General features: G+C 37.9%; 12 protein-coding genes. 5 read left to right on the plus strand and 7 right to left on the minus strand.

Annotated elements, in window-relative coordinates; all coding sequences use genetic code 11:
• Positions 1–22 precede the first annotated feature (22 nt).
• From purD to EGI24_RS18165, 3 genes are all read left to right on the plus strand, one after another.
• Complete coding sequence (purD, locus tag EGI24_RS18155; RefSeq protein ID WP_255049976.1) at positions 23–1,309, plus strand: phosphoribosylamine--glycine ligase; 1,287 nt, start codon at positions 23–25, stop codon at positions 1,307–1,309.
• A 94-nt stretch (positions 1,310–1,403) separates the two neighbouring features.
• Positions 1,404–2,909: a stage 0 sporulation family protein gene (locus tag EGI24_RS18160; protein WP_409035491.1), complete on the plus strand. Its 1,506-nt coding sequence runs from the start codon at positions 1,404–1,406 to the stop codon at positions 2,907–2,909.
• Positions 2,906–3,376 carry a gliding motility lipoprotein GldH gene (locus tag EGI24_RS18165; RefSeq protein ID WP_255049977.1) on the plus strand — a complete coding sequence of 157 codons (471 nt, stop codon included), beginning with the start codon at positions 2,906–2,908 and terminating at the stop codon, positions 3,374–3,376. Before EGI24_RS18160 ends, EGI24_RS18165 begins: the two co-directional genes overlap by 4 nt.
• A 137-nt stretch (positions 3,377–3,513) precedes the next feature.
• Here the strand turns inward: EGI24_RS18165 and EGI24_RS18170 are convergent, their stop codons facing one another.
• A complete protein-coding gene (locus EGI24_RS18170; protein WP_255049979.1) occupies positions 3,514–4,779 on the minus strand; it encodes a thioredoxin family protein in 1,266 nt (421 codons plus the stop codon).
• Between the two features lie 194 nt (positions 4,780–4,973).
• Between EGI24_RS18170 and EGI24_RS18175 the strand changes: the two genes are divergently transcribed.
• Positions 4,974–5,318 (plus strand): Spx/MgsR family RNA polymerase-binding regulatory protein, encoded by a 345-nt coding sequence (locus tag EGI24_RS18175; RefSeq protein ID WP_255049980.1) that lies wholly within the window; start codon positions 4,974–4,976, stop codon positions 5,316–5,318.
• A gap of 2 nt (positions 5,319–5,320) precedes the next feature.
• Here EGI24_RS18175 and EGI24_RS18180 read toward each other — a convergent pair whose 3' ends face one another.
• Positions 5,321–7,045, minus strand: a complete 1,725-nt coding sequence (locus EGI24_RS18180) for a GMC oxidoreductase (protein WP_255049981.1) — start codon at positions 7,043–7,045, stop codon at positions 5,321–5,323.
• Positions 7,046–7,315: 270 nt separating this feature from the next.
• Here EGI24_RS18180 and EGI24_RS18185 point away from each other — a divergent pair, with 270 nt between their 5' ends.
• Complete coding sequence (locus tag EGI24_RS18185; protein ID WP_255049982.1) at positions 7,316–8,083, plus strand: LexA family transcriptional regulator; 768 nt, start codon at positions 7,316–7,318, stop codon at positions 8,081–8,083.
• A 2-nt stretch (positions 8,084–8,085) separates the two neighbouring features.
• Here EGI24_RS18185 and EGI24_RS18190 read toward each other — a convergent pair whose 3' ends face one another.
• The 5 genes from EGI24_RS18190 to EGI24_RS18210 all read right to left on the minus strand — a co-directional run bounded on the left by EGI24_RS18190 (position 8,086) and on the right by EGI24_RS18210 (position 13,003).
• Complete coding sequence (locus EGI24_RS18190; RefSeq protein WP_255049983.1) at positions 8,086–9,327, minus strand: hypothetical protein; 1,242 nt, start codon at positions 9,325–9,327, stop codon at positions 8,086–8,088.
• A gap of 2 nt (positions 9,328–9,329) precedes the next feature.
• Positions 9,330–9,689 carry a hypothetical protein gene (locus EGI24_RS18195; RefSeq protein WP_255049984.1) on the minus strand — a complete coding sequence of 120 codons (360 nt, stop codon included), beginning with the start codon at positions 9,687–9,689 and terminating at the stop codon, positions 9,330–9,332.
• Between the two features lie 178 nt (positions 9,690–9,867).
• On the minus strand, positions 9,868–11,118 hold the full coding sequence (locus EGI24_RS18200) for a hypothetical protein (RefSeq protein WP_255049985.1): 1,251 nt from the start codon (positions 11,116–11,118) through the stop codon (positions 9,868–9,870).
• The gene (locus EGI24_RS18205; protein WP_255049986.1) at positions 11,115–11,480 is read right to left on the minus strand and encodes a hypothetical protein; all 366 of its coding nucleotides are present in this window, start codon (positions 11,478–11,480) and stop codon (positions 11,115–11,117) included. The genes EGI24_RS18200 and EGI24_RS18205 overlap by 4 nt, the downstream gene beginning before the upstream one ends.
• A gap of 221 nt (positions 11,481–11,701) precedes the next feature.
• The gene (locus tag EGI24_RS18210; protein ID WP_255049987.1) at positions 11,702–13,003 is read right to left on the minus strand and encodes an MFS transporter; all 1,302 of its coding nucleotides are present in this window, start codon (positions 13,001–13,003) and stop codon (positions 11,702–11,704) included.
• Between the last annotated feature and the right edge of the window lie 9 nt (positions 13,004–13,012).

Genomic DNA, 13,012 nt, shown 5'->3' on the forward strand with positions numbered 1-13,012 from the left:
TTTGTATTTTTAAATACAGAAAATGAATATTCTTATAATAGGTTCGGGTGGTAGAGAGCATGCTTTTGCATGGAAAATGGCTCAAAGCAAAAAATGCGACAAACTTTTTGTGGCTCCTGGCAATGCTGGGACAAGCCAAATAGCCACCAATGCAGATATCAAAGTAGATGATTTTGAAGGTATAAAAAAATTGGTACTTTCAGAGCGTATTGGTTTGGTAGTTGTGGGTCCTGAAGACCCTTTGGTAAAAGGAATCGTAGATTTTTTCAAAGCCGATAAACAACTCAAAAAAGTAAAAATTGTGGGCCCTGATGCTTCTGGTGCAAGGCTCGAAGGCAGCAAAGACTTCTCGAAGGCATTCATGCAAAAACATGGTGTGCCTACAGCATTTTCAGAAACTTTTACACGAGAAACTTTACAGGCTGGCCTCGCTTATCTCGACAAACAATCTGGTCCATACGTACTTAAGGCCGACGGTTTGGCTGCTGGTAAGGGAGTGATTATCACCGAAAGCAAAGACGAAGCCAAGGCTAGTTTAAAAGAAATGCTCACCGAAGGGAAATTCGGAGAAGCAGGAGATAAAGTACTGGTAGAGCAGTTTTTAAAAGGAATAGAACTCTCGGTTTTCGTGCTTTCTGATGGTAAAAACTATGTGATTTTACCTGAAGCCAAAGATTATAAAAGAATAGGAGAGGGCGATACTGGGCTCAATACAGGTGGCATGGGAGCTGTGTCTCCAGTGCCATTTGCAGATGCCGCTTTTATGCAAAAAGTGGAGGAATTGGTAGTAAAACCAACCTTGGAGGGTCTTCAAGCCGAGGGTATTCATTATGTGGGTTTTATATTTATAGGCCTCATGAACGACGAAGGTAATCCGATGGTGATAGAATACAATGCCCGAATGGGTGACCCCGAAACCGAGGTAGTATTGCCAAGAATTAAAACTGATTTTGTGAAGCTGATGGTTGCTGCTGCCGATGGTAAATTAGACAAAATCAAACTCAGCATAAATCCAAAATCTGCAGCAACTACCATGGTGGTAGCAGGAGGATATCCTGAAGATTACAAAAAAGGTGACTTGATGGAAATTCCAGTGGCCGACAAAGACACCGTAATTTTTCATGCAGGCACAAAAACTACAGAAGCGGGTGTGATTACCAACGGTGGAAGGGTTGTTGCACTAACAGGATTAGGTAGAACTATGACTGCAGCAGTGAAGAAATCACAAAAAATGGCCAAAAAAGTGAAATTTAAGAAGAAGTATTTTAGGAAAGATATTGGCTTGGATTTAATGAAATATTTGGATTAATGGTTAGTTTTGTTTTTAGAAAATAATTAGAAAATCGTTCCGCATTGATTTTTGGCATAAAAAAGCCCTTCAATCGGTTAAAATATATATTCTTATGGCGTGTGGACAGTGCTCATCCGGTGGATGCGGCAATATAAAAAACGTAGCAGAAGAAAAATCCAATCACAAAACTACGGCAGGATGTAGTTCGGGAGGCTGCTCGACAGGTGGTTGCAACAAAATGAATTCTTTCGACTGGCTTTCAAATATGGAGTCGCCAAAGAGTAGCAGATTTGGTGTAATTGAGGTCAAATTTAAAGGTGGAAGGAAAGAATATTTCAAAAATAAAAGCAATCTAGATCTTTATACTGGTGACTTTGTGGTGTGCGAAATGCCCACAGGTTTTCATATTGGTTCGGTTTCGTTGCAGGGCGAATTGGTGCGTTTGCAGATGATCAAAAAAGGTATCAAAGAGTCAGACGAGCTGGCAGTAATTCATCGCTTGGCAACTGAAAAAGACCTTGAAAAACACAGCCAAGCCATCAATAGAGACTTGCCGACCATGTACCGCACCAGAGAAATCTGCAAGGAACTCAAACTCAATCTTAAACTTTCAGAAGTTGAATTTCAGTCAGATAATTCAAAGGCCACGTTTTTCTATTCTGCAGACGATCGCGTGGATTTTAGAGAACTTATCAAAATGTTGGCGGGCGAGTTTAAAGTACGTATAGAAATGCGTCAGATAAGCCTACGCCAAGAGGCAGGAAGACTGGGTGGAATAGGATCATGTGGTAGAGAACTTTGTTGTTCAACTTGGCTTTCTGATTTTAAAACCATCCCAACAGCGGCAGCTAGATATCAGAATTTATCATTAAATCCAGCTAAACTTTCAGGTCAGTGCGGAAGGTTGAAATGCTGTTTGAACTACGAGCTAGAGACTTATATCGATGCCATAAGGGACATTCCAGTGGTAGACAGGTCGCTAAAAACCGAAAAAGGTGACGCTACGCTCCAGAAGACAGATATTTTCAGAAGAATCATGTGGTTTAGTTATCCCAACGAAACCAACTGGTATCCAATAAATTGTGCACAAGTGGCCGAAATTCAGAAAATGAATGCGGCTGGTAAAAAGCCAGTTGGCTTGGAAAATTTGGTAGAAATATCTGAATTTGTTTCGGCAAAACCGACCAGCATTAATAATGATTTGGAGCGTTTGGATAAAAAATACCATCAAAATAAAAAGAAAAGCGGACCTAAAAAGCCGAATAATCCAAATGTAAGAAATGAGGGTAATGCTGCTAAACCTGCTAATCCTCAGAACCATCAACAACCAAGACCAAACCAACCGAATAATCCAAACGTTAGAAACGAAGGAAATGCTGCAAAACCAGCCAATCCTCAACAACCTAGACCAAACCAGCCTAGGCCGCCTCAGCAACAAACAAGGCCAAATCAACCTCGTCCGCCGCTGGTAGAAGGAGGAACCGCTTCTTCAATTCCAGCACAAACTGGCGGAAATCCGGCAGGAACGGCAGAGGGGAGTACGGAAAACAAAAGCCGCAACAAGAAAAGAAAGAAAAACAGAAACAACAATAACCGACCAGATAAACCGGCAATATGAGAAGTAAAGTAGCGACTTTTGTATTATTGAGCGTCCTATTGGCTTGTAAAGGAAGTTCTGATTTGAAAGAAATCCGTGATTTTAAGGATTCGGAGTGGTTCATTGCTAAAAAAGAGACTTTTGTGTTTGAGGTGAAAGATGTTCAGAAAGTCTATGATTTTAATTATTTGGTAAGAAACACGGTTTCATATCCATATTACAATTTGTATTTGAACCAAACTTTAACAGACGATAAAGGAAAAGTATTGGTGAATTCAATGGACGAAGTGATTCTCTTCAACCAAAAAACTGGTAAGCCTTATGGCGATGGAATGGGAGATATTTTTGACAACAGAATAGCGGCACCAAAACTACAAAAATACAAGTTTGCTAAGCCAGGTAAATATAAATGGACAATCGGCCACAACATGCGTCCTGACCCATTACAAGGTATGATGTCTATCGGTGCGGAGGTATTGGGCAAATAGTGTAATTTTCCTAAATTGCACATAATCTATAGGTGGAATACGCAAGAGAAATATTGATTTAGATAGCAAAAAGGCACAATTCGAGAGAATTGTGCCTTTTTGGTTTTAGATGATTTAGGGAAATCAGATCACCGTTCTTACAATTTCTCAATCAAAGCTGAAAACTTAGTTAGGTCTACCTGAGCTTTTGAGGCCAAGTTACGAGCTTGTTGTGCGTCTGCTTTTGCTTTGGCGATGTCTCCGGTTTTCTGATTTAGTTTTGCTGATTCAAAGTAATATTCCGCCAAATATTGGTCTTCTTTCAAAAGGCTTTTGGCTTTGTTTAGCCATGCTGAGGCTTTAGGAGCGTAGTTTTTGTTTGGATAATAATCATTAAAAACCCGAGCAATATAAACCAAAGATTGTCCATTTGTAGAAAACTTGGCTGCTATCCTTTCTCCAATAACCAAGGCTTGCTCAGGCTTGCCTTCACGTATGAGTGCTTTTACATCAAACTCCCAAGTTACGTTTTCTATGTATTGTCCAGCTCCAGTGAGGTTCATATATTTTTTAACCAAATTCAATTTAGCAGTTCCATAGTTCTGGCCTCTTTTACTGTATAGAGAGGACTGTATGATGCCTCCCAAGATATTGTTTTCGTTGCCGGCATGTCCATCCTTTTTCTCAAATGCCGCTGCTGTTGCCACATTGTTGAACCAGTGTACAGCGAAACCATTTTCCATGTCAGTCACACATTTTTTTGTCAGTTTCCAGCTGGTTTCGCTATTCAGTTGGTCTTTAGGGTATATTTTAAAAACTTCTTCAGCTGTGGTTACGGCTAAAGTTGTGTCTTTTGTTAGACGTGCATAAGCGGCAAGTTGAACAAGGAGATCCAAGGTTCTGTCTCCTTTATCGTATCTGTTTTTAAAGTTAGATGCTCTTTTCTCTGTGTTTTGAGCTGTCTCTGCCGCCGCTACAATGGTTTTTGAGTCAGGAGTTACTTCTGCTTGATGCACAATTTTGCCATCGCCATCAAAAAACAAAAACTGCGGAAAACTTGGCAAATATATGTTTCTTGCATTTAGGAATTTTACTTGTTCTGCATTGCCCACATCCAGTTTATAATTGATAAAGCTGCTGTTGTATTTCGTGGCCACTTCTGGATTTTTGAAAAAAGGCTCAATACTCTGACAAACCGGACAAGTAGGGGAGTAGCATTCTACAAAAAGTAGTTTGCCAGAAGCCTTGGCTTGTGCGAGTGCGTCGTCAATACTTGGATTCCATGTAACTTGGTTTTTGTCGATATTCTCGGTGGAGGCTGTCGCTTGTGCATTGCCGTTTTGGGATTTAGACTGACAGCTTGCAAAAAGCAAAACCGAAGCTATGCTGGTAATTTTAAAGATATTCATTGGAGTTAAAATCATATTATGCTATTTTTTGAAAATGCTCGTAAAAATTGAAAATTATTAAGTTCAAAACAAATAATTGCTTGTTAATATTGAGTTAATCGCAAATACTAAGCCAAATTGCTAATGTTAGATATTGTAGAATTTAAAGCAATTTATGCTCTGTCAAAGCTTCAAAATGTCTTAAATTTGTCTGAAATTAAAATTAGTATATGCTAACAGTTTACGGTATTCCCAATTGCGACACAGTAAAAAAGGCTTTAGATTTTCTAAAAAACAGAGGCGAAGAGTTTACATTTCACAACTATAAAACAGACGGAATCTCCAGAGATAAGCTCGAAGAATGGTTGCAACAGGTTCCGTTAGATAAGATTGTGAACAAGCGTAGCACGACTTTTAAAGACCTTGGTCAAGCCGAAAAAGACGCACTCGATACACCACTGTCAGCTATTGAAGTCATTATGCAGCACACATCTGTAATCAAACGCCCCATTATAGAAGATCAAAAAATTGTGGCTGTTGGTTTTGATAAGGTACTTTACGAACAGCTTTTCTAAGTCTACAAATTCCTCTTTTTGAGTTCTTTAACAGCGAAATCACATGCTCGTGCTGTAAGTGCCATGTAAGTAAGCGACGGATTTACACAGTTGGAAGAGGTCATAGCCGCTCCATCTGTTACAAATACGTTTTTGCAACCCCACACTTGGTTGTTGGCATTAAGAACAGAGGTTTTGGGGTCTCTTCCCATGCGTGCGGTTCCCATTTCGTGTTTCGATAAGCCCAAATGAAAATCAGCCTTATTATACGATTTTATGTTTTTATAACCAGCGGCTTCTAAAAGTTCAGCGGCATCGTTTTGCATATCTATTCGCATTTTGTGCTCGTTCTGTTTTATTTCAGCATCAAAGACTATTTTTGGTATACCAAACTGATCTTTTTCTGTATCGTGTAGATATAGCTGGTTTTCTTCATAAGGAAGGCATTCACCAAACGAGCCTAAGTTTATGCTCCAGCCACCCACTTGTGCGGCTTGTTCTTTTAGTTCAGCACCAAACAAATCCCCAGGCAATGATTTCGTCCAGCTAGCTCGTCCAGCTCCGCCTTGGAGGTCAAAGCCACGTAGATAATCTCTTTTGTCGTTGCCGATGTTTCTAAATCTAGGCATAAAAATCCCATTTGCTCTGCGGCCACTATAGTATTTATCTTCAAAACCGTCTACTGAAGCCGAAGCTCCAACCCTCGAGTGATGATCCATGAGGTTTTTGCCTAATTGCCCACTGTCATTACCGAGTCCATTTGGAAATCTTTCAGACTTTGAGTTGAGCATGATGGCCGTTGTGGCCATGGCTGAAGCATTAATAAAGATTACTTTTGCATAATATTCGGTCACTTCTTTGGTAATCGCATCAACAACTTCTACGCCGTCGGCTTTTTGTGTTTTTTCATTGAAAAGTACTTTTGATACTATTGAAAAAGGCCTGAGTGTGAGGTTGCCCGTTTTCATTGCTGCAGGCAAAGTGGCGGCTTGTGTACTAAAATACCCTCCGTACGGACAGCCTGACGAACAAGCGTTGCGATATTGACATGATGACCTTCCCAAGGACGTTTGTTCAGCAGTAGGTTGGGTGATATGTGCTACCCGACCGATGGTCACTATTCTGTCGTTGCCATATTTGGCTTTTATTTTTTCTTGAAAACTAGCTTCTACGCAGTTCATGCCCATGGCTGGTTGAAATACGCTATCTGGCATGTGTGAGATATTATCATAGCTACCGCTTACACCGATAAATTTTTCCACATAGGCATACCAACGTTCTATGTCTTTGTACCTGATGGGCCAGTCTATGGCTATACCTTCGCGGGCGTTGGCCTCAAAGTCGAAGTCGCTCCATCTGAACACCATTCTTCCCCAAAGTAACGATTTGCCTCCAACTCCTGCTCCTCTGTACCAGTCGAATGGCTTTTTGCTGATATACGGACTGGTATCTTCAGGTAACCAAAAATCTTGATTGGCTTCATTGATGGGATAGTTGCCTTCGGATGTCTGTACTGGAAATTTCGATTTGATTTCTTGCGTTATCCTATTGGCATGCTCAAGCTCCCATGGGGCTTTCATAGCAGATTTATAGTCCTCTATATGTTTTATGTCTTTGCCTCTTTCTAGTAGTAATACTTTAAGACCTTTTTGGCAGAGTTCTTTGGCTGCCCAGCCACCGCTTATACCCGATCCTACCACAATGGCGTCGTAGGTATTATTTTGTTTACTGTTGAGGTTGAGATTCATTCTTAAAGGTTGAAAAATTTGTTTCAAAGATAATCAAATGTCTCTTTTATTTATATTTAGTGGCTACCTGATTTGGGTAGTTTTTTGATGTTTTTTGTCGTCCTCCTCTGTTTCCTCACAGACGAGACGCATGTGTATCTCGGTGATATTTATGTAGACACAAACATAGGCGTGGGGAAATGATAAAAAAATTAGCAATATCAGATTTGTGAAGGATAGATGTTGTATTTTACTTAAAAAATTACCAATTTTATGATAAAATATTTAGCAATGAAAAAAATAAGTAAAAATATAGCTCATTTACGCCATTTGAGGGGTATTTCTCAGGAGTCCTTGGCCAATGATTTGAATATCACTCGTTCGAGGCTGAGTTCATGGGAAGAGCATAGAGCCGAGCCACCAATAGACTTAATAGTTCAGTTAGCAGATTATTTTACGGTCTCCATAGACTCCCTTTTGAAAATAGATTTAACAAAGGTGAATGACCTAAGAGATCTACTTAAGATTGGGGGCAATAGGATTTTGTTTCCAGTAATGGTAGATAGCGACGGCAAAGACTTGGTAGAACTTGTGCCTATCAGAGCGTCGGCGGGGTATTTGCAAGGATTTAGCGATGAGAATTTTATAGAGAGTCTACCTCGTATTTCATTGCCCTTTACTGATGCAGGTAAGTTTCGGGGGTTTCCTATTCAGGGAGATTCTATGCCGCCGCTGGAGACTGGAGCCTATGTAGTGGGCAAATACGTAGAAGACATCAACGATATAAAGGATGGTAAAACTTACGTGGTATTGACACAGAATGACGGTTTGGTATATAAGCGATTATTTAACAAAATAGAAGAGGACGGTACGATACATCTTCACTCAGATAACAAAACCTATTATCCTTATAAAATAAAGCCAGAGGAAGTTTTTGAGCTTTGGAGTTTTGTATGTACGCTTAATCCTACTGATAGGCCTATTTCAGACTTGGTATATAACACCATGCAAAGTATTCAAGCTGATGTGGCGGAGTTGAGACAGAGTAGGTTAGGCTAAATTCATGAATGCCAACTTATGTTTTTCTTAATCAACATAACATAATCAAAACTGTAAAGTATGATGACCATTAGAAATATCAAAGACACAAACCATGGCTGAAACCAAATCGTTTCAAAATCCATTATGTTACCCTTTAGGATTTTTGACCCCCCTTCCATATTGAGAAACACAGCTAAACTCACAAGCAAGAACCTTACGTAGTCTTTGCGAAGTATGGCCAAAGTTCCTGCAAATAGCACTATTGGGTGCGAGTAGCGAGAGTGCATCTGAGTATTGAAATAGAAGAAGTATAGAATAATCAAAACACTAACCAATAGTGTATTTTCTAAATTTAAGTTCAGTTTATTGTATTTGCTGAAAATGTTCAGACTTTTTAATGCAAACGGTAATAAGACAATTGCGGAGAGTCCGAAGAAGGCCAAAAGTCCATAAGAGTTATAACTAAAATTGAAGATGCCCAAATTGTCATTGACGAGTTGGGGTTTTTCAAATATCAACGACCATACATTATAGGCTCCCATGGTTACGAATGGGTATCTACCAACACTTTCAGTGAATGAGTTTATAGCTAGCTTTATATCTCCAGACAAGATAAATGGCATAAAAATCATTGTTTGTAATAGTATTGCAGGTATTATGGTAGTTAGTTTCTTTAAATTAGCGTAGCCTTTTACTTCATCAAATATTAGGAGAAAAATGATGGGTAAAAATATAATTCCTTGAAACTTGAAGTTTATACACAATACCATGAAGAGTAAGCTCACCGTAGGTCTCTTAAATATAGCCAGTATAATAGAAATAAATGCAAAACCTGTGTGAACTCCATCCATTTGACCAAATAGGAAGTTGTTATACCAAAATGCAATATTTATCAAAATCAAAAATGGAAGAACTTGGGCATGTTTTATTTTTTTTATAGCCAATATCTTGTAAACAACAAAGAGGCTAATGATTTCTATAAAGAAAACCAAATATTTAAGATGATATACCCTCATGTAAATACTTTCAGGGCTTGTGTTTGTTTTGCTGAAAAACCAAAGGAAATAATGCCAAAGTGGAGGGTAATCTACTTTTAATTTATAGACATTTTGAATACCAAAATAGTTGATATAATTGCTCCAAGTAATCCAGCAATTTCTATCATTGTTTCCCCAAACATAGATATTTGGTGCTAAAAGGCATCCTATAATAAAAATTGATGCATATGCTATAATAGTTTTGAGCTCTCTAGAAATTTGCATTTTTATTCATTAGGCAATTTTTTGTAGTAAACAAATTCTTTTTTTACGTCGTCGTAGTATTGTAAAGAATTCGTTTTATAGCTTGGAAATAGCAATGATTCATAACTGTTTTCTAGTTTTATAGAATAAGATTGCCACTTACTGTTTGTCCATATTTTTTTCCACTCACCATTGTGATCCATTACGTCAAGTGAATCAGTGATTTCTGATTTTATCAAAATCACTGGGTATCTACTTTTGCAATTTTCGGTAGAATTTAAACAAGATGTGTCCTGCCATCTACCTTCAAGCACAAATGTATTTTCGCGTGATTGGCAGTTGCTTAGTAGTGTAGTTAATGTAAGTAGAATTCTAAGGGACATTTCAAAGGGATGCTATTTAAAGCTATTTGCGATCAAATTTACTTATTGTATCCGATGGCATCATTGGAATGAGATTAGAATGTCATTAAAATTGTTAGTTTTTTATGTAGCGGTAAAGAGTAGGTAAATATTTCTTTTTTGTCTAAAGTAATTGGGCAATTACTCATTCTGAAATTTATCAGTTAAGCGACCTGAGTTTTTTAGTACTCTTTACCAACAGGACCACAAAGTCGTAGAAATACAATACTATTATAGCCAAAAACACTAAAGACACAAACCAGGGCTGAAACCAAAACGTTTTGAAGTCTGCAATGTTTCCTTTTAGGATTTTTGACGCCCCTTCCATGTTAAGAAATACGGCCAAACTCACCAGCAAAAATCTCATATAATCTTTACGAAGAATAGCCAATGTACCTGCAAATAGTATTATTGGATGTGAATATCTTGCGTGCATTTGTGTATTGAAATACGTAAAGAACAGTATAATCAAAACACAAACCAATAACATGTTTTCGAAGTTAAATTCAAGTTTCAGCGTTTTATTAAAAAAACCTAAGCTCTTAAATGCAAAAGGCAAAAGAACAAGGCCTGAAAGACCAAAAAACGCAATGAGCCCAAATGAATTATAACTAAAATGGAATATTCCCATGTTGTCATTCATAATTTGTGGAGAGTCAAAAATCAGCGACCAAATATTGTAAGCTCCCATGCTTACCATTGGATATCGACCCATGCTTTCAGAGAACGAATTCAATGCCAGTTTTAAGTCACCCACATATATAAAAGGAAACATGATTAGAAACTGCAAAATGATAGTTGGTAATACCGTGAGAGCTATTTTTGATATGCTGTAACGCTTAATTTCGTTAAATAATACAATAGCGATTACAGGTAAAAATATGATTCCTTGGAGCTTGAAATTTACACAAAAAACAAAAAATACTAGACTAAGGCTCGGTTTTTTAAGGATAGCAAAGCTTAAAGAAATAAATGCAAATGCCGTGTAAACGCCATCTACTTGCCCAAATAGAGCATTGTCGTACCAAAACGCAATGTTGAACAAGATGAATAGTGGCAATAAATGGGCATATTTTATTTTCTTCAGTTCTAAAATTTTATACACAAAGAAAATACTTATGGTTTCTATCAAAAGCACCATGTATTTTAGTTTATATATGTTCATGAAAATATTCTCTGAACTTCCGAGGATTTTGGCTAATAACCACAAGAAATAGTGAATCAGTGGGGGGTAATCTACTTTAAGTTTGTAAATGTTTTGAATCCCAAAATGATAAATATAGTTGCACCAACTTACCCAACAGTTGCGGTCATTATAACCCCATACATATGTTTTGGGCATTAAAAAGCATCCAATTATAAAAATAAAAGTATAAAAAGTGAATATTTTAAGGTCTTTTGAAAATTTCATTTAAGATCTGATTTTGTTTTTTTGTAATACACAAATCGATCCTCGGTGTTGTCGTAATAAGCCAAAGTGTTTTTGTTATAAATAGGAAACAAAAGCGATTCGTAGTTATTTTCTAAAGTTATACTAGCTGCTTGGTATTTTTTATTGGTCCAAAGTTTCTTAGTAGAGCCTAGTTTGGTTCTAACTTCTATAGAGTCTTGAAAACTGGTGTCTATAATAATTATTGGGAATCTACTTTCGCAGTTTTCGGGTTTATCTTGGCAGGACACATCTTTCCATGTTCCTTCTAGTTCGAATGTGTTTTCTTGGTTTTTACAACAAATCGTGAAAAAGGAAAGGGTCAAAATCAAACAAAATTTCATAAATTTTTGCAAATGCAATATCCGTAATCCAGTTTTTTGAAGACAAATATAGTCTATTCATACTAACTTTCCTTTTTGAGTTTTACTATTTTTTTATTGAACGGTTAAGCATTTGACGTCATGATGCCACATAAAAAAGATAGAACTAAGATTGCTCTTAATTCTATCTTCATAGGAATTATAAAATTGATTTTTAGTTTTAAGACTATTTTAGAATATTTTTACAACTCAATTTTCTTCATTTTTGGCACTAAGAGGTGCATAATTAGCCAAGCCAATAAGTATGCACCACCACAAATTAAGAACATGATGAAGTAAGCGGTTTCTATTTGGTTGATACTTCTGTAGTACACAAACATGTTTTTCTGCACAGCCCATGTTAGCAAAATACCTCCTAAGCCTCCCATCATACCGCCTATGCCTGTTACTGAGGCAGTGGCTTTTTTTGGAAACATATCAGACACTGTAGTGAAAATATTGGCAGACCAAGCCTGATGTGCCGAGGCAGCTATTCCTATCACCAGAACCGCCAGCCACATATTTATTCTACCAGCATATTGCGAAAGCACCACCGGTAATACACACAACGCAAAAATAAACATTGAGGTTTTGCGGGCCTTAAATGCCGGCATATTTCTGTTTATAAAGGCCATTGGCAAATAACCACCACCAACACTACCAATTGTGGAAATCATATATACTACTGCAGGAGGAATGGCGATTTCGGTAAGTGTAAGTTTATATTCGCTTTGCAAAAAGTCAGGCAACCAGAAAAGGTAGAACCACCAAACTGGATCAGTCAGGAATTTTCCTATTGCAAAAGCCCAAGTTTGACGAAATGTCAAGAGTTTAAACCAAGAAACTTTCTCGTTTTCTACTACTTTTTCAATATTTTCATCTTCTTTATCTGAGTGTATATAATCAAATTCGGCTTGGCTGAGTTTTTTGGAATCCTTGGGTGAAGTATAGTGTTTTTGCCACAAAATCAGCCAAATAAAGCCTATCAATCCTGTCAAAATAAATGCCCATTGCCAACCCCAAGCAGCTGCTATAAACGGTACTGTTAAGGGTGCTACTATGGCTCCGATGTTTGTTCCTGAGTTAAAAATACCCGTAGCCAAGGCTCTTTCTTTTTTAGGAAACCACTCAGCAGTACTTTTAATTGCGGCTGGGAAGTTACCTGCTTCTGTTACCCCTAAAAATGCTCTGGCTATCATAAAACCAAATGCAGAATTGGCCAATGCGTGGCCTATGGCTGCCAAACTCCATAATCCTGTGGCCATTGCGTAGCCTTTTTTTGTTCCTAGCTTGTCTACTACTCGACCTGCTATGAGCATTCCAAAGCTATAGAATAGTTTGAAAGCGATTTCGATGTTGGCGTAGTCACCATCGTCCCATTTGAGTTCGTCAGAGAGGACTGATTTTAAAAGGCTGATTACTTGGCGATCTAGGTAGTTTACGGTGGTCGCAAAAAACACGAGGGCACAGATGGTCCAGCGATAGTTTCCGATTTTGTTCTCCATTTTTTTAGG

Source organism: Lacihabitans sp. CS3-21, from assembly GCF_024343675.1.
Lineage (GTDB): Bacteria > Bacteroidota > Bacteroidia > Cytophagales > Spirosomataceae > Leadbetterella.